Consider the following 16,192-nt stretch of genomic DNA (forward strand, 5'->3'; position numbering starts at 1 on the left):
GCCGGCTAGTTTTTCATGAAGACCGCAGATCCAGAATTGATGCGCGCGATCAACCGTTTGAACGTGCTCGATACCATCCGGCGCCATGGTCCGATCTCGCGCATCGAGATCAGCGAGCGGACCGAGCTTTCCACCACGACCGTTTCCGCCATTACCGCCTCCCTGCTCGACGATGGGCTGATCCTGCCGCGTCATGAAGGCGATATCCGCAACGAGGCGGTGCGCGGCAGGCCGCGCGTGGCGCTGGAGCTCAATCCGGATGCGGCCCGCGTCGTCGGCGGCAAGATCGCCGCCAACCGGATGGTCTTCGTCGTCACCAATTTCCGCGGCGACGTGCTGTCGAAGCTCGCTTTGCCGATCCGCCTCGACCGGCAGCCGATCGGTGTCATCGCCGATCTCGTCGAGGACGGGGTCAGGCGTTGCGTCGTCGATGCCGGGCTGTCGCTCGAAGATGTCGACAGCGTCTGCCTCGGCTTTCCCGGCGTCATCGAGCACCGCACCGGCTACATCAGAAGCAGCCCGATTTTCCGCGACACCAATGTCGATTTCGCCGCCGAGATGTCGACGCGCCTGTCGACGTCCACCATCGTCGAAAGCGACGCGCATGCCATCACGCTCGGCCATCACTGGTTCGGCAAAGCCCGTGACCTGGAAGATATGGTGTTGATTTCATTGGAGCAGACGCTGGGCCTCGGCGTGCTGCATGGCAACAGCCTGTTTCGCGGCGCCGGCGGCCTCAGCCACAATCTCGGCGACCTCGTGCTCGGCATGGGGCCGAATGGCGTCGTGCGGCTCTTCAGCCAGGCCGGCGAAAGCGCCATCCTCGGCGAACAGCAGGCCGACGGCCGCTTTGCCGAAGCGATCCGGCTCGGGCGCGGCATGACCCATGCCCAGGCGCTGATCAAGGCCGACGACGACCGGCTGATCAGCGCCGCCATCCGCGCCGGCGAGGCTGTTGGATTGACCATCGCCAATATCGTCACGCTGTTTGCGCCGCCGCGCGTCATCCTTGTCGGGTCGAGCCTGGCGCTCGGCGAACCCTTTTTGAACAGCTTGCGCGATGCCTATGCGCTCGCCATTCCGCCCTCGCTGAAGGGGGTGAGCGAACTCGTCTTCGACGATTCGAGTGATGATTTCTGGGCGCAGGGTGCGGCCGCGGTGGCGCTCTACGAACTCTACGAATCGCCCTGGAGCACGACCGGGCCGGCGCTCTGACGGGCGTCACCAATCAAGATCAATGGAGGAATTCATGGAGAGAGTCGGTATCGGCATCATCGGATGCGGCAATATTTCGGGCGCCTATCTCAAAGCGATGGCATCCTTTCCCATTCTCGACATTCGCGGTGTGGCCGATCTCAACCGGGAACTGGCGGAGGCGAAGGCTGCCGAATTCAACGTTCCCGCCAGATCCGTCGAGGAGCTCTTCGCCGACCCCAAAGTCGAGATCATCGTCAATCTGACGATCCCGAAAGCCCATGTCGCCGTGGCGCTGCAGGCGCTCGAGGCCGGCAAGCACACCTATTCGGAAAAGCCGCTCGGGATTAATTTCGCGGAAGGGAAAAAATTGGCCGAGGCCGCCAAGGCCAGGAATCTCCGCATCGGGGCGGCCCCCGACACCTTCCTCGGCGGCGGCCATCAGACGGCCCGTGCCTTGATCGACCAAGGCGTCATCGGCCAGCCGGTCGGCGGCTCGGCGAGCTTCATGTGCCCGGGCCATGAACGCTGGCACCCGAACCCCGCCTTCTTCTACGAGGTCGGCGGTGGGCCGATGCTCGATATGGGTCCCTATTACATCACCGATCTCGTCAATCTTCTCGGGCCGGTCGCGCAAGTGGCCGGCTTTGCGACGACGCCACGCGCCGAACGTCTGATATCAAGCGAGCCGCGCAACGGCGAGCGCATTCCCGTGCATGTGCCGACCCACGTCGCCGGCATGATGGCTTTTGCGGGCGGCGCCGTCGTCCAGATCGCCATGAGCTTCGACGTCGCCGGCCACAAGCATGTGCCGCTCGAGGTCTACGGCACCGAGGGCACGCTCATCGTGCCCGATCCCAACAAATTCGAAGGCCCTGTCGAATATCTGCGTAAGGGCGGCCAATTCGAGGATCAGCCACTCACATCACCCTATGCCGATGGCAATTATCGCTCGCTCGGCGTCGCCGACATGGCGCATGCGATCCGCTCCAACCGGCCGCATCGCGCCAATGGCGATCTGGCGCTGCATGTGCTGGAGGTGATGGAAGCGTTCCACACCGCGTCTGAGACCGGCCGGACGGTGGCGATCTCAACGGCGGTGGAGCGCCCTGCCCCCATATCGCAATCCATCGTCGACGGACGGCTGGCGAAATAATTTCAGGAGGAATGACTATGCGTGAAGCACTGATCGTCTGGGGTGGCTGGAGCGGCCATGAGCCGCAGGAATGCGCCGAAATCATCAAGTCCATGCTCGAGGAGGACGGCTTCAAGGTCTATCTCGAACACGGCACCGAGGCGCTGGCCGACCCTTCTGTCCATGATCTCAGCCTGGTCGTGCCGATCATGACCATGTCGAAGATCGAGAAGGAGGAGGTCAAGAACCTCGCCGCCGCGATCGAAAGCGGTGTCGGCATATCAGGTTATCACGGCGGCGCGGGCGATGCCTTCCGCGACTCCGTCGACTATCAGTTCATCATCGGCGGCCAGTGGGTGGCCCACCCCGGCAACATCATCGACTATACCGTCAACATCACCCGGCCGGACGATCCGCTGATGGAGGGGATTGCCGATTTTCCCTATACGTCGGAGCAATATTACATGCATGTAGACCCCTCGAACGAGGTTCTGGCGACGACCAAGTTCACCGGCGATCACGCCTACTGGATCGACGGCGTCGTCATGCCGGTCGTCTGGAAGCGCAAATACGGCAAGGGCCGCGTTTTCTATTCCTCGCTCGGCCATCAGGCCAAGGAGTTCGACGTGCCTGAGATGAGGACCATCTTCCGCCGCGGCGCGAATTGGGCGGCGCGGTGATCTGTTCGCTTCGGTGGAGCCAAAAGACCCCTCCCCAACCCCTCCCCACAAGGGGGAGGGACTAAGATGCTGCACCGCTTCACATAAACTCTCCAGCAAGACCTCTCCTTTTGGTCGCCGCCGGAAACCACAGCTTAGTCCCTCCCCCTTGTGGGGAGGGGTTTTTGGCAATCTCAGCGCAGAATCAACGCCGTCCCGTAAAGCCCCAATGCGAACACCGTATGCGCCAGCAGATTGAAGCACCGGACCTTGTTCGGCGTCGGATGTTTGGAGGCCGCCCAGCCGATGCCGAGGCCCGGCTGCAGCAGGAACCACCCTGCCCCGACGGTGACGATGCCGAAGATCCAGGCGGGGAGAAATGTCGGTGCGGCGAGCCAGCCCTGCCCCATGATGAGCGCAAAGATCACGCCATAGAGAATGCCGACGGCGTAATGGCTGATCCAGCCGAGCGCCAACTCGTGCTGATAGGGTTCGGCATCGGCAATGCTGTCATGAAAGACCTTGCCGCGGCGAAGATGCCAGAACCAGCGGCCGACCGGCGCCCAGTTGGGCGGCGTCTGGCCGAAGACCTGGGTGAGCACGATCGCCCAGAGGTCCATCAGGATGGTTGCGCCGGCGCCGATCGCCAGGCCGCGCCACAGAATATCGAACATTGGGAATCACCGGAGAGCGTTGAATTGCAGAGACGCCAGCAAAGCATTGCAGACGCGTCGGCGCAATGGCTCCGTTGAATTCCTCCCGCACCCAGGGATCATGCGACAGTGCCCCCTGCCCGCTGGGCGGCCGTCGCTGCTGCATCATCCGCAAAAAGGCATCGGTGCGGGCGCAAATTGATGCTTTTCGCGTGCAGCGATATTTCCTACTCACTGTCGCAACGGCAATGAGAGGCGCGGCGATGGCAATGCCATTTTACTGGAACGAACTGAACAGCTCCGACTTCGCCGGACTTTCGCCCGACACGACCATTGCCATCCTGCCGATCGCCTCGACCGAACAGCACGGTCCGCACCTGCCGATCGCGACCGATGTGGCGATCGCTAACGGCATGCTGGCCGAACTGCGGAAACAGAAGCCCGACAACCTCGATTTCCTGGTTCTGCCGACGCAGGAGATCGGCAAGGCGAACGAACATATCTACGGGCCGGGAACTCTGTCGCTCGGTGCTGAGCTGCTCATTCCCGTCTGGACGGCAATCGGCGCCAAGGTTGCCGAAGCCGGCATCCGCAAGATGGTCATCGTCAATTCGCATGGCGGCAATGTCGACATCATGAGCATCGTCGCGCGCGAGTTGCGCGTCCGCTATCAGATGGCCGTCGTCTCGACGCAATGGGGCCGCTTCGGTCATCCCGAAGGCATGATCAGCGAAGACGAGTTGAAATACGGTATCCATGGGGGCGAGGTCGAGACCTCGCTGATGCTCCATTTCCGCCCCGATCTGGTGCGGATGGACAAGGCACAGAATTTCACCTCCAAGGCCGAATGGATGCGCGGACAATCGAGATATATCCAGCCGCTGCCGCCGCATTCGCTTGCCTGGATCGCCCACGACCTCAATCCGCACGGCGTCGTCGGCGACGCCTCGCGCGGAACGGTGGAGAAAGGCGAAGCGATCTGCCGCCATCAGGTCAAGGGCTTCATCGAGTTGCTGTCCGACCTGAAGCGCTATCCGCTTTCCAGCCTCTATTCACAATAACGCCGGCGAGAGCGACCTAAGGGCCGACAGGCTTTTCCATCGCGATATGGCCTTTGGTCTGCAGTTCCTGCACGAGGCCGGCAAGTTCGGCGAGCAGATATTCGACGAACAGGCTGGTGGCGGAATCGAGCGGCGCGCGGGCGCGGGCAAAAAGCTTCATCGGCTGCTGGCGCGCATGCGGTTCGGCGATCGCCCGGAAGACGAGCTCGCCCTGCCGGCATTCGGTGATGACGTCGAGCGGGTTCAGTATCGTCAGCCCCGCCCCCGATTTTACCAGCTTCTTCAGCATCTCCGACGCATTGGTCTCAAGCACCGGCTCGACATGCACGTCGAGGCGCGCCAAGGCCAGATTGATCACATCACGCAGGCTGGTGCCCTGCTGGGCCAGCACCAGGCGCTCCTGGACGATATCCGCCAGATTGATCGGGCCTGAACCGATCAGGTGATGGCCGGGCGGCAGCACCACGCCGATCGGGATGTCGAAACTGCCAAGCGTTCGGATGCCCGGTGTCGCCGGAATGTTGAAGCCGAGGCCGATATCAACCTCGCCCGACAGCACCGGATTGACCGTCATCGTGCCCGCGTCATTGCGCAGCTGCATGAAGACGCGCGGATGCTCCGCCTGGAACCGAGCGATGATGTCAGGCAGCGGGCCGGCGGCAAGTCCAACCGTGGTAACGATGCGGACCTTGCCGGCCTGCTGCATCTTCAGGCTGCGGATGCGGCCCTCCAGCCGCTCGTAATTCTTCAGCACTTCGCGAATATGTTCGATGCAAAGTTCGCCGGCTGCCGTCAGCCGCAGGCCGCGCGGCAGCCGCTCGAAAAGCGGCGCGCCCATTTCCTCCTCCAGCGCGAGGATCTGCCGGTTGATCGCCGATGACGCCACATTCAGCCGCGCCGCCGCCTTGCGGATCGAACCGGTGCGGGCGATCTCGTTGATGTAGATGAGCTTTCGGGAATGCAGCATCGCAACCTCGTTGCATGAAAATAAAGCAGACGCACAAATTAGGCACAGGCTGCCGTTGAGATGCCAAAAAGGCATCGTTGCGCACGAAATTTGATGCTTTTCAAAGAGCAAAGCAATCGTTCCAATGAAGAAAATCCGACGTCATCACAGGCGTTGCGAACTCAAAAGGGGAACGCTGATCATGCCCAATGCACTGAAGAATACGGTCTTTTCCGCTCTCCTGGGTCTCGGTGGCGCGCTCGCCGCTGCCGGCGCGGCGCATGCGGCCGACAAGGTCAGCTACGGAACGAACTGGCTGGCGCAGGCCGAGCACGGCGGCTTCTACCAGGCGGTCGCCGACGGCACTTATGCGAAACACGGCCTCGACGTCACGATCGTGCAGGGCGGCCCGAACGCGGCCAACAGCGCGCTGCTGATCTCCGGCAAGATCGATTTCTACATGGGTGGGCCGCAGGGCGAGATCTCGGCTGTCGAACAGGGCATCCCGCTCGTCGATGTCGCGGCGATCTTCCAGAAGGATCCGCAGGTGCTGATCGCACACCCCGACGTCGGGATCGACAAATTCGAAGATCTTGCCAAGCTCAAGACGCTGTTTCTCGGCAAGGACGGCTATCTCACCTATTTCGAATGGATGAAGGCGAACTTCAAGGGCTTCAAGGACGAGCAGTACAAGCCCTACAATTTCAGCCCCGCGCCCTTCCTTGCCGACAAGGAATCCGCCCAGCAGGGTTACCTCACCTCCGAGCCATACGAGATCCAGAAGCAGGCCGGCTTCGAACCGAAGGTCTTCCTGCTCGCCGACAACGGCTATTCGCCCTATTCGACGATGATCACCACTACGCAGACGATGATCGACAGCAAGCCGGATGTCGTCCAGCGCTTCGTCGATGCCTCGATCGAGGGCTGGTACAAATACCTCTACGGCGACAACAGCAAGGCCAATGAGCTGATCAAGAAGGACAATCCTGAAATGACGGATGGCCAGATCGCCTACTCGATCGCCAAGATGAAGGAATACGGCATCATCGAATCCGGCGACAGCCTGGACAAGGGCATCGGCTGCATCACCGACGCGCATTACAAGGCGTTCTTCGACGAGATGGTTGATATCAAGGTGTTCAAGCCGGAGACCGATTACGGCAAAGCCTTCACGACGAAATTCGTCTGCAAGAGCATCGGAATGGCGATGAAGAAGTAGGCCCCTCCGACGTCGGCCGATGGTCCGCCCGAGGTGGCGGACCGCATACTCCCCTGGTGAATGAGACAGGCAATGCCGTTAGCAAAGGCCCAGGCCCTATCCCCGCAAGAGACGCGCAAGCGGCCGCTGGTCGTGATGCAGTCGGTCTCGAAGGTCTTTTCCAGCGGCACTGTCGCCCTTTCCGACATGTCGCTCACCGTCGAAAGCGGCGAGTTCGTCAGCCTGCTCGGCCCTTCGGGCTGCGGCAAGTCGACGGCGCTGCGCATCATCGCCGGCCTTGGCGACGTGACGTCGGGGGCGATCGACTGGCCGAGTTCGCGCATCAATGCCAGGGGCCTGCCGGAGGGCGATATCGGCTTCGTCTTCCAGGAGCCGACGCTGATGCCGTGGAAGAACGTATTCGACAATGTCCACCTGCCGCTGAGATTGAGGCGGATTTCGAAGGTGGCGGCGCATGGAGAGATCATGCAGGCGCTGACCACCGTCGGCCTCCAAGATTTCGCCAAAGCCTATCCACGCGAACTTTCCGGTGGCATGAAAATGCGCGTCTCGATCGCCCGCGCGCTGGTGACCAAACCGAAGCTGCTTTTGATGGATGAGCCCTTCGCCGCGCTTGACGAAATCACCCGCCAGAGGCTGAACGACGATGTGCTGCGGCTCTGGAAGACGACAGGCATCACCGTCATCTTCGTGACCCATTCGGTCTATGAGTCCGCCTATCTTTCGAACCGCATCGTGGTGATGAAGGCAAGGCCCGGCCGTGTCCATGCCGATGTTCCGCTGACCACCAGCCTGGAACGCGACGAGCATTACCGCACCTCGGAAGAATACCGGAAGGCGTGCGAGACGGTCTCCCTTTCGCTGATCGGGGCAATCAACGCGGCGGGAGAGCATTGATGCGTAACGAAACGGATACGCCGCAGCTCCTTCATCTTTCTGTAAATGCCGCAGGCGCAAGACGCCGCGATCTCGCGCTGCGCATCGCCATCCCCTTCCTCGTTATCGGCCTGCTGGTCCTGATCTGGTATGCCTATGTGAAGCTCTCAGGCGTGCCGCCCTATATCCTGCCGGGTCCGGCCGCAGTCGCAAACGCTTTCGTGACGGACTGGGATACGCTTGCCCCTGCCCTCTGGGTCACCACCAAGATCACCTTGCTGTCGCTGATGCTGGCCCTTGTCGGCGGCGTCGGCTTTGCGATCTTCCTGGTGCAGTCGCGTTGGATCGAGCTCGCCTTCTATCCGCTTGCCGTCATCCTGCAGGTGACGCCGATCGTGGCGATCTCGCCGCTGATCCTGATCTATGCGCCGTCGACCCAGGTGGCGCTGCTGATCTGCGCCTTCCTTGTCGCCTTCTTCCCGATCCTTTCGAATATGGTTCAGGGGCTGAAGAGCGTCGACCACAATCTCATCAATCTCTTCGAGCTTTACGGCGCCTCGCGCTGGCAGACGCTGCTCTTCCTCAAACTGCCCGCCGCCCAGCCCTATTTCATGACGGGCCTCAGGATCGGCGGCGGCCTGGCGCTGATTGCCGCCGTCGTCGCAGAATTCGCGGCCGGCTCGGCGGGCGCCGGCTCCGGCCTTGCCTTCCGGCTGCTCGAAGCACAGTACCGGCTCAACATTCCGCGCCTCTTCGCCGCGCTGCTGATGCTCTCCCTGCTTGGCGTGGCGATCTTCGCCGTCACCTCGTTCATTTCCTGGCTCGCCCTGCATCGTTGGCATGAGAGCAGCCTGAAACGGGAAAACTGATGACCCATTCCTTCATTTCGCCGCCCAATGCCGGTCGCTTCGTGCTGAGCAATGCGACGCTGCCTGCCGTCGCCGTCGAGGGATTTGACGCGCCGGCGATCGAGGGGCTGGTCAAGGCGGATATCGTCATCGCCGATGGCGTCATCTCCGCGCTGCTGCCGGCAGGTGCAGCACCAGTGGAATTGCCGCGGTCCGATCTGAAGGACGGCATGGTCTGGCCCTGCTTCACCGATATGCACACCCATCTCGACAAGGGGCATATCTGGCCGCGCAACGCCAATCCCGACGGCACCTTCATCGGCGCCCTGGACGCAGTGCGCGCGGACCGGGAGGCGTACTGGTCGACGGCGGATGTCGGCAAACGCATGGAATTCTCACTGCGTTCGGCCTATGCGCACGGCACCAGCCTGATCCGCACGCATCTCGATTCGCTGGCGCCTCAGCACCGGATTTCCTTCGAGGTTTTTGCCGAGATGCGCGATGCCTGGAAAGACAGGGTCGCGCTGCAGGCGGTGGCGCTCTTCCCGATGGAGAATATGGTGGACGCGGCCTATTTCGCTGACCTGGTCGCCGTCGTGCGCGAAAAAGGCGGGCTGATCGGCGGCGTCACCCGAATGAATCCCGATCTCGACAGCCAGCTCGATGTGCTTTTCAGGGCTGCCGCCGACAACGGTCTTGACGTCGATCTTCATGTCGACGAAAGCGACGATCCCGCCGCCGAGACACTGAAGGCGATCGCGCAAGCCGTGCTGCGTAACCGGTTCGACGGCAAGGTGACGGCAGGCCATTGCTGCTCGCTCGCCAGGCAGGACGAGGAGACGGCAAAACGCACGGTCGAGCTCGTCGCAAAGGCCGGCCTCTCCATTGTCTCGCTGCCGATGTGCAACCTCTATCTGCAGGACCGATATCCCGGCCGGACCCCTCGCTGGCGCGGCGTCACCCTGTTCAAGGAACTGGCGGCCGCCGGCGTTGCGACGGCGGTGGCCTCCGACAATACCCGCGATCCCTTCTATGCCTATGGCGATCTCGACCCGGTCGAGGTGTTGCGTGAAGCAGTCCGCATCCTGCATCTCGATCACCCGCTGGACACGGCCGCGCGCGTCGTCACTACCTCGCCTGCGGATATTCTCGGCCGGCCTGACAAGGGGCGCATCGCCGCCGGCGCGCTGGCCGATCTCGTGCTCTTCAGCGCCCGGCGCTGGACCGAATTTCTCTCCCGTCCACAGTCCGACCGCGTCGTGCTTCGTCGCGGCAAGGTGATCGACCGCAGCCTGCCGGATTACCGTGAACTCGATAACATCGTTGGAGCCTGACATGCCGGATTATCAAACGATCAAAAAGGAACTCGAGGGCATCGCCATCGAGGACAATCCGGCGCTGGTGCGCCAGAAGAGCCGCGATTTTTACTGGTATTCGCCGATCCTGAAAGCGCAGCTCGACAATGTGACGGCCGATCTCGTCGTCACGCCGAAAAACGAGCAAGAGGTCATCCAAACGCTGAAGGTCGCCTTCGCCCATGGCGTGCCGGTGACGCCGCGTGGCGCCGGCACCGGCAATTACGGCCAGGCCATGCCGCTTTCCGGCGGGATCGTGCTGAACCTTGCCGCCATGGACAGGATCAAAGAAATCCATCCCGGTCGGGTGGTCTGCGAACCAGGCATCGTCATTGCTCAGCTCGACAAGCAGACCAAGGCGCATTCCGGTCAGGAACTGCGTTTCCATCCGTCGACGGCGCAGACGGCAACGGTCGGCGGCTTCGTCGCCGGCGGCTCCGGCGGCGTCGGTTCGATCACCTGGGGCGGACTGCGCGATCTCGGCAATATTCTGCGTCTGCGCGTCGTTACCATGGAGGCCGAGCCGCGCGTGCTCGACCTGACCGGCTGGGATCTGCAGAAGGTCAGCCATGCCTACGGCACCAACGGCATCATCACCGAAATCGAAATGCCGCTCGCCCCTGCCTATGATTGGGTCGACGCGCTTGTCGGCCATGACGACTTCATGGCTTCGGTGCGCTTCTCGGATGCGCTGGCAAAATGCAACGGCATCCTCGTCAAGGAAATCGCCCCGATCGCGGCGCCGATCCCGCACGATTATTTTACCCGCCACAGACCCTATATCCGCAAGGGCCAGTCGGTGGTGGTGCTGATGATCGCGCCGCATTCGATGGATGCCTTCCTCGCCTTTTCAGCCGCCCACAAGGGCGAGATCATCTTCCGCTCCGACACGGTCGAAAGCATGAAGGGTATTCCGCATGCCTATGAGCTTGCCTGGAACCACACGACGCTGCGTGCCTTGAAGGTCGATCCCGGCTTCACCTATCTGCAGGTTCAGTATCCGGGCCCGGATCACGTCGCCAAGGTCGCCAAGATGGTGGAGATTTTCGGTGATGAAGTGCCGGGCCATCTCGAATTCATCAGGTTCGACGGGCAGATCCAATGCTCCGGCCTGCCGCTGGTGCGCTACACCACGGAGGAACGGCTCGAAGAGATCATCAAGATCCACCAGGACCACGGCTGCCCGATCTTCAATCCGCACCGTTACACGCTGGAGGAAGGCGGCATGAAGCGCACCGACAAGGTGCAGCTCGCCTTCAAGCAGGAAACGGACCCGAGGGGGCTGTTGAACCCCGGCAAGATGATCGCCTGGGAAAATCCCGATTTCGATTTCAATGCCGGCAAGAATTATCTCTTCCCGGGGCTCGCGAGGGTCATGGAGGCCTGATGAGAGTTCTCGTTCTTCACTCACATCCGGTCGAGGAAAGCTACGGCAAGGCGCTCTACAAACAGACGCTGGAAAGCCTGCAAGAGGCCGGTCACGAGGTGGATGCGTGCGATCTCTATGCAGAGAATTTCGATCCGGTGCTCTCCCGACACGACCGGCTCGCCTATCACGATTATCCCGGCAATACCGCGCTGGTGAAATCCTATGTCGAGCGGCTGAAGCAGGCCGAAGCGCTGGTGCTGGTGACGCCGATCTGGAATTTCGGTTTCCCGGCGATCCTCAAGGGCTATTTTGACCGCGTCTGGCTTCCCGGCGTCTCCTTCGAACTGGTCGACGGCAAGGTGGAATCGCGCCTGCGCCACATCAGGAAACTCGCGGCCGTGCTGACATATGGCGCCACGCCGTTTCGCGCCTTCGCCGCCGGCAACCCGCCGAAGAAGATCGTCAAGCGTGTACTGAGGGCGCAGATCAATCCGCTGCGGCCGGTCACCTTTCTTGCCCATTACGACATGAACAACTGCACGCCGGAAAGCCGGGCCAGGTTTTTGGCGAAGGTGAAGACGGCGATGGAGCGGTTTTGAGAGCCCGCATCGTCCTCGTTGCACCCTAGGAAAGGCCTATGAAGATTTTCAATCCCCCGTCTGTCCGCCGTCCATTCGGAAATTACAATCACGGGCTGCTGGTGCCGGCGGGCGCCTCGCTGCTCGTGACCTCCGGCCAGCTCGGCATCGGTCTTGACGATAAAGTGCCGGAGGATATCGCCGCGCAGGCAGAATTTTGCTTCGAGGCTATCAAGGCAATTCTCGCCGAGGCGGAAATGAGTTTTGCCGACGTCATCCGCATCTCCGGCTTTGTGACGAAGCGCGAGGATTTCCCTGCCTATATGGCTATCCGGGATCGCTATACGCTCGATCCGAAGCCGGCCTCGACGCTGATCATCGTCAGCGGCTTCACCCGCCCAGAATTCCTCGTGGAAGTCGAAGTCACGGCCGCCAAACTGTTTTGCTGAAGCGAGCCTGGGGAAGCGCCCTCGTCAGCCGCCCTCTCCCTTGGATTCTCCCACGGCGCCGCCGGTATCACCGCCGATATCCTCTGCAAACTTCCGCATCAGCCGCACCAGCTCGTCGAAGTCGTGCTCGTCCCAGCGCTCGAAAATGGCGCGGCCGATCCTTTCGCGCGCCAGGTCAATGCGGTCGGTCATCGCCTTGCCTTTCGGGCTGATGACCGCCTCGCGCACGCGGCGGTCGGCGGCACTTCCGCGACGCTCCACCAGATCGAGGCTTTCGAGCTTGGCGACCTGACGGCTGACGGTGGTGTAGTCGCGGCCGGCACGGTCGGCGAGTTCGACCACGCCGATCGGACCGAGGCGTTCCACCGTCACCAGCAGCGGAAACAGCGCACGATCGAGCGAAATTCCTGCCTCGCGCACCATCTGCTCGTCGCGCTGCGGACGGTTCATGACGCTGACGATCTCGATCAAAGCCCCGTGCAGCTCGCGCAGCTTCTCAGACATATGTGTATTTTGCACATTTTTTCTTGACGACATATCGATTCTCCTATTATGTGCATAATACACATATGGAGATGACGATGACACAGAATTCTGCAGTCGACGTGCTGATATCGGGCGCTGGTGCTGCCGGCCTGACGCTGGCGATCGAGCTGGCGCGGCGCGGCGTCAGCTTTCGCCTGATCGAAAAATTGAACGACCCGTTCCGCGGCTCGCGCGGCAAGGGCATCCAACCAAGAACGCAGGAGGTCTTCGAGGATCTCGGCATCCTCGACCGGATCGTCGCGCTCGGCGGCACCTATCCCCGGCAGCGGGAATATCGCGACGATGGAAGCTTCAGCGAATCCGATGCCGTCCTGCGCGAGGAGCCGACGCCTGCCGAGCCCTACCATTTTCCGCTGATGGTGCCGCAGTTCCTGACCGAAAGCGTGATGCGCGAGCGACTGCTCGAACTTGGGCACCGCCCGGAATTCGGATGTGAACTCATCGGTTTCGAGCAGGATGATGCTGGTGTAACGGCGTGGCTCCAGGGCCCATCCGGCGAAGAGGCCATTCGCGTGCGCTGGCTGGTCGGCGCCGATGGCGGGCGCAGCTTCGTGCGCCACGCACTCGATATCGGCTTTCCCGGCAAGACGCTCGGCGTGCGCGCCATCGTCGCCGATGTCGTTCTGACGGGCCTGGATCGCGACGCGTGGCACCGTTTCGGCGAAGGCGACATGCAGCGGCAGATCGGGCTTTGCCCACTCGCCGGAACCGAGCTGTTCCAGATCCAGGGACCGATCCCGCTCGAAGGCGAGGTCGATCTCTCCGCGGCGGGATTGACCGCCTTGGTGGCCGAACGCACCGGCCGCGACGATATTCGCGTCCGATCGGTCTCCTGGGCATCGGCCTTCCACATGAATGCCCGGCTTGCCGATCGCTACCGGCTCGGCCGCGTCTTCCTGGTCGGCGATGCCGCCCATACGCATCCGCCGACCGGCGGCCAGGGTCTCAATACCAGCGTGCAGGACGCCTATAATCTCGGATGGAAGCTGGCGGTGGTCGCCGGCGGCGCGCCGGATGGCCTGCTCGACAGCTATGAGGAAGAGCGCCGCCCCATCGCGGCGGCGATGCTTGGTCTTGCCACCGGTCTTCTCGATGCTCTGAAGCGCGGCGATTTCAGGCGCGGCCGCGAGGTCCATCAGCTCGATATCGGCTATCCCGAATCTTCCCTCGCGCTGGAAAAGCCGGAGCGGCGCGGCGGTCTGCTGGCAGGCGACCGTGCGCCCGATGCACCGATCATGGGTGCGGCCGGCCAGCCGAGGCGTCTGTTCGACCTGTTCAAGGGCGCGGCACTGGACGCTGCTCGGCTATGAGGTCGGGCAAGTCACCGTGCCGCCGCGCCCGGGGCTGCACATTCACAGGATTTGCCAAGGCGGCGACGTCATCGATAAAGCCGGGCATTTCCGCGAGGCCTATGGCTTGGCCCCAGGAGACTGGGTGCTGGTGCGCCCGGATGGTTATGTCGGCGCCATCGTCGCCTCGGCTGAGGCCTGGGCGCTGGAAGCCTATCTGGCACATGTCGGTTTCGCGCATGATGCCTGAGCGCCAGGCCGTGGGAAAAGTCCGTGAAGGCTGCCGTTCAAAACGCGGGGCCATCGCCCGTCTGCGCGGCTTGCTGAGGTCGACGCGCGCGTCGACGATCTCTCAATCCTGCCTCGGCTGCGCGACGAGGTAAGAGCGAAACATGATCGTCAGCTGCTTTTCGGCCTCGTGAGCATCGGCAACGGACAAAATGCGGTGGCAGAAGGGCGGAACCGTTCCGTAAAGCGCTGCCGTCAGCGTTTGCGCCAGCAGGCCCGGATCGGCGAAACGGCCATTCCCTGATGTCGACAGCATCGCCTCGATGGCGCTTGCGCTTCGCCTGGCCGCCGCCTCGATCAACGCACGGGCGTCGAGTTCCATCGCGATGCGATAGAGGGCGGGAGAGACCTCGGCGCGCGCTATCTGCGTCTGAAGATAGGCCTTCACCACGGCCTCGGCGATCATCTCTTTCGCAGGATACGGGTTGTGATCACCCGCCTTCTCGATGGCGCCGGCAAGCATGTCGAGGTGCCGCTCCAGCACCGCGAAGAGCAAAGCCTGCTTGTTCGGGAAATATTGGTACAGCGTTCCCACGGAAACGCCGGCACGAAGCGCCACCCGCGTGGTGTTCAGACGGATCAGGCCATCGCTCGCCAAAACCTGAAGGGTTGCCTCGAAAATGGCGTCCACGGTGGCGACGGCGCGGCCCTGACGCGGGGATTTCCGGGGGGTTAGCGGTGGCGGAGAACCCGTTTCCATAGGCGAATCCAAAAGCTGAAGGATGCTTCATATATAACTTCCGGCCCCGCTGCTCCAGCAATCATGCACGTCATGCCGGGGTCGTTCAGAGAAGAATTGGAGACGAATGTGGGTAAATTGGACGGAAAACTCGCTGTCATCACCGGCGGCAACTCGGGAATGGGACTGGCGACAGCCAAGCTCTTTGCACGCGAAGGGGCAAAACTCGTGATCACCGGCCGCGATCAGGCGACGCTCGATGCTGCCGCGCAAAGCATCGGCAACGGCGTTGACGCCATCCGCAGCGATATTTCCAGGATCGCTGATATTGACGCGCTTCGCGACCATATCGAGAAAAAGCACGGTCGCGTCGACATCATCTTTGCCAATGCCGGCGGGGCGAAGCCAAACCTGTTCGAATACATGTCGGAGGAAGAATTCGATTTCTCGATCGCCAACACCTTCAAGGGAACCTACTTCACCGCTGCCGCTGATGCGTTCCGGCGGCTCGATCATCCTCAATACCTCGACGCTCAGCAGACAAGGCCGCCCCTATGTCAGCGTCTACTCAGCGGGGAAAGCGGCCATTCGCTCACTGGCACGCTCGCTGACCGTGGAACTGAGCGAGAAAGGGATACGCGTCAATGCCATGGCTCCCGGCTACATCGATACGGATCAGGCGCGCAAAGCCGGCGTGAGGGAGGAGATGATCGAACAGACCAAGGTGCAGGTGCACGCCCAAATCCCCATGCACCGCAGCGGCACGATCGATGAGATCGCAAAGGCCGTCCTGTTTCTCGCCTCCGATGACTCGGCCTACATCACGGGCTCGGAATTGTGCGTCGACGGTGGCTGGGCGCAGATCTGACGCCGCTTCGGCGCTCGTCGTGAGACGCGTCTGAAAAGACGCGCGGCGTTGCGGGAGGCCCTATTGTGTCAGAGGGCGCCGCGTTTGTATCGCGGCGTCCAGCCGCGGGTCATCCCGCGACTCATCGCCCCCTCCGCCAGCGCCAGTTGCTGGCGGAGATGTTTGCAGTCGTCGAGCAGC

General features: G+C 62.2%; 15 protein-coding genes, 1 tRNA gene and 2 pseudogenes. 14 read left to right on the plus strand and 4 right to left on the minus strand.

The annotated features are described in order from the left end of the window. Window positions 1–15: 15 nt before the first annotated feature. Genes QMO80_RS02675 through QMO80_RS02685 form a run of 3 tightly spaced genes read left to right on the plus strand, consistent with a single transcriptional unit; the run spans window position 16 to window position 3,009 of the window. Window positions 16–1,215, plus strand: a complete 1,200-nt coding sequence (locus QMO80_RS02675; RefSeq protein ID WP_283198793.1) for an ROK family transcriptional regulator — start codon at window positions 16–18, stop codon at window positions 1,213–1,215. A 34-nt stretch (window positions 1,216–1,249) separates the two neighbouring features. Continuing rightward, a complete protein-coding gene (locus QMO80_RS02680) occupies window positions 1,250–2,350 on the plus strand; it encodes a Gfo/Idh/MocA family protein (RefSeq protein ID WP_283198794.1) in 1,101 nt (366 codons plus the stop codon). A 17-nt stretch (window positions 2,351–2,367) separates the two neighbouring features. Further along, window positions 2,368–3,009, plus strand: a complete 642-nt coding sequence (locus QMO80_RS02685; RefSeq protein ID WP_283198795.1) for a ThuA domain-containing protein — start codon at window positions 2,368–2,370, stop codon at window positions 3,007–3,009. 173 nt (window positions 3,010–3,182) lie between these two features. Here QMO80_RS02685 and QMO80_RS02690 read toward each other — a convergent pair whose 3' ends face one another. Next, on the minus strand, window positions 3,183–3,662 hold the full coding sequence (locus tag QMO80_RS02690; RefSeq protein WP_283198796.1) for a DUF2938 domain-containing protein: 480 nt from the start codon (window positions 3,660–3,662) through the stop codon (window positions 3,183–3,185). Between the two features lie 242 nt (window positions 3,663–3,904). Here QMO80_RS02690 and QMO80_RS02695 point away from each other — a divergent pair, with 242 nt between their 5' ends. Further along, entirely contained in the window at window positions 3,905–4,702 is a 798-nt protein-coding gene (locus QMO80_RS02695) for a creatininase family protein (protein ID WP_283198797.1), read from the plus strand. Between the two features lie 16 nt (window positions 4,703–4,718). Here QMO80_RS02695 and QMO80_RS02700 read toward each other — a convergent pair whose 3' ends face one another. Then, a complete protein-coding gene (locus QMO80_RS02700) occupies window positions 4,719–5,669 on the minus strand; it encodes a LysR family transcriptional regulator (RefSeq protein ID WP_283198798.1) in 951 nt (316 codons plus the stop codon). A 181-nt stretch (window positions 5,670–5,850) separates the two neighbouring features. Between QMO80_RS02700 and QMO80_RS02705 the strand changes: the two genes are divergently transcribed. From QMO80_RS02705 to QMO80_RS02735, 7 genes are all read left to right on the plus strand, one after another. Further along, on the plus strand, window positions 5,851–6,867 hold the full coding sequence (locus tag QMO80_RS02705) for an ABC transporter substrate-binding protein (protein ID WP_283198799.1): 1,017 nt from the start codon (window positions 5,851–5,853) through the stop codon (window positions 6,865–6,867). 72 nt (window positions 6,868–6,939) lie between these two features. Beyond that, window positions 6,940–7,764, plus strand: a complete 825-nt coding sequence (locus tag QMO80_RS02710) for an ABC transporter ATP-binding protein (protein WP_283198800.1) — start codon at window positions 6,940–6,942, stop codon at window positions 7,762–7,764. After that, on the plus strand, window positions 7,764–8,612 hold the full coding sequence (locus tag QMO80_RS02715; RefSeq protein ID WP_283198801.1) for an ABC transporter permease: 849 nt from the start codon (window positions 7,764–7,766) through the stop codon (window positions 8,610–8,612). The genes QMO80_RS02710 and QMO80_RS02715 overlap by 1 nt, the downstream gene beginning before the upstream one ends. Then, complete coding sequence (locus tag QMO80_RS02720) at window positions 8,612–9,925, plus strand: cytosine deaminase (protein ID WP_283198802.1); 1,314 nt, start codon at window positions 8,612–8,614, stop codon at window positions 9,923–9,925. Before QMO80_RS02715 ends, QMO80_RS02720 begins: the two co-directional genes overlap by 1 nt. Window position 9,926: 1 nt before the next feature. Continuing rightward, on the plus strand, window positions 9,927–11,333 hold the full coding sequence (locus QMO80_RS02725; RefSeq protein WP_283198803.1) for an FAD-binding oxidoreductase: 1,407 nt from the start codon (window positions 9,927–9,929) through the stop codon (window positions 11,331–11,333). Then, entirely contained in the window at window positions 11,333–11,914 is a 582-nt protein-coding gene (locus tag QMO80_RS02730; RefSeq protein WP_283198804.1) for an NAD(P)H-dependent oxidoreductase, read from the plus strand. The genes QMO80_RS02725 and QMO80_RS02730 overlap by 1 nt, the downstream gene beginning before the upstream one ends. A gap of 38 nt (window positions 11,915–11,952) precedes the next feature. After that, entirely contained in the window at window positions 11,953–12,342 is a 390-nt protein-coding gene (locus QMO80_RS02735) for a RidA family protein (RefSeq protein ID WP_283198805.1), read from the plus strand. A gap of 24 nt (window positions 12,343–12,366) precedes the next feature. Here QMO80_RS02735 and QMO80_RS02740 read toward each other — a convergent pair whose 3' ends face one another. Next, window positions 12,367–12,879 carry a MarR family winged helix-turn-helix transcriptional regulator gene (locus QMO80_RS02740; protein WP_283198806.1) on the minus strand — a complete coding sequence of 171 codons (513 nt, stop codon included), beginning with the start codon at window positions 12,877–12,879 and terminating at the stop codon, window positions 12,367–12,369. Window positions 12,880–12,923: 44 nt separating this feature from the next. On the opposite strand from QMO80_RS02740, the pseudogene QMO80_RS02745 reads away from it, so the two are divergent. Then, a pseudogene (locus tag QMO80_RS02745) lies at window positions 12,924–14,427 on the plus strand (FAD-dependent oxidoreductase). 102 nt (window positions 14,428–14,529) lie between these two features. Here QMO80_RS02745 and QMO80_RS02750 read toward each other — a convergent pair. Next, window positions 14,530–15,165: a TetR/AcrR family transcriptional regulator gene (locus QMO80_RS02750; RefSeq protein ID WP_283198807.1), complete on the minus strand. Its 636-nt coding sequence runs from the start codon at window positions 15,163–15,165 to the stop codon at window positions 14,530–14,532. A 159-nt stretch (window positions 15,166–15,324) separates the two neighbouring features. Between QMO80_RS02750 and QMO80_RS02755 the strand changes: the two are divergent. Both QMO80_RS02755 and QMO80_RS02760 read left to right on the plus strand, forming a co-directional pair. Further along, window positions 15,325–16,012, plus strand: a pseudogene (locus QMO80_RS02755) (SDR family oxidoreductase). Window positions 16,013–16,065: 53 nt separating this feature from the next. Next, a tRNA-Thr gene (locus QMO80_RS02760) sits at window positions 16,066–16,151 on the plus strand. The last annotated feature ends 41 nt before the right edge of the window (window positions 16,152–16,192 follow it).

Origin of the sequence: Rhizobium sp. BT03 (assembly GCF_030053155.1) — a bacterium.
Classification (GTDB): Bacteria; Pseudomonadota; Alphaproteobacteria; order Rhizobiales; family Rhizobiaceae; genus Rhizobium.

Coding starts and splice junctions, on each gene's coding strand:
- QMO80_RS02675 (WP_283198793.1), top strand. CDS start 16: ATGAAGACCGCAGATCCAGAATTGATGCGCGCGATCAACCGTTTGAAC.
- QMO80_RS02680 (WP_283198794.1), top strand. CDS start 1,250: ATGGAGAGAGTCGGTATCGGCATCATCGGATGCGGCAATATTTCGGGC.
- QMO80_RS02685 (WP_283198795.1), top strand. CDS start 2,368: ATGCGTGAAGCACTGATCGTCTGGGGTGGCTGGAGCGGCCATGAGCCG.
- QMO80_RS02690 (WP_283198796.1), bottom strand. CDS start 3,662: ATGTTCGATATTCTGTGGCGCGGCCTGGCGATCGGCGCCGGCGCAACC.
- QMO80_RS02695 (WP_283198797.1), top strand. CDS start 3,905: ATGGCAATGCCATTTTACTGGAACGAACTGAACAGCTCCGACTTCGCC.
- QMO80_RS02700 (WP_283198798.1), bottom strand. CDS start 5,669: ATGCTGCATTCCCGAAAGCTCATCTACATCAACGAGATCGCCCGCACC.
- QMO80_RS02705 (WP_283198799.1), top strand. CDS start 5,851: ATGCCCAATGCACTGAAGAATACGGTCTTTTCCGCTCTCCTGGGTCTC.
- QMO80_RS02710 (WP_283198800.1), top strand. CDS start 6,940: ATGCCGTTAGCAAAGGCCCAGGCCCTATCCCCGCAAGAGACGCGCAAG.
- QMO80_RS02715 (WP_283198801.1), top strand. CDS start 7,764: ATGCGTAACGAAACGGATACGCCGCAGCTCCTTCATCTTTCTGTAAAT.
- QMO80_RS02720 (WP_283198802.1), top strand. CDS start 8,612: ATGACCCATTCCTTCATTTCGCCGCCCAATGCCGGTCGCTTCGTGCTG.
- QMO80_RS02725 (WP_283198803.1), top strand. CDS start 9,927: ATGCCGGATTATCAAACGATCAAAAAGGAACTCGAGGGCATCGCCATC.
- QMO80_RS02730 (WP_283198804.1), top strand. CDS start 11,333: ATGAGAGTTCTCGTTCTTCACTCACATCCGGTCGAGGAAAGCTACGGC.
- QMO80_RS02735 (WP_283198805.1), top strand. CDS start 11,953: ATGAAGATTTTCAATCCCCCGTCTGTCCGCCGTCCATTCGGAAATTAC.
- QMO80_RS02740 (WP_283198806.1), bottom strand. CDS start 12,879: ATGTCGTCAAGAAAAAATGTGCAAAATACACATATGTCTGAGAAGCTG.
- QMO80_RS02750 (WP_283198807.1), bottom strand. CDS start 15,165: ATGGAAACGGGTTCTCCGCCACCGCTAACCCCCCGGAAATCCCCGCGT.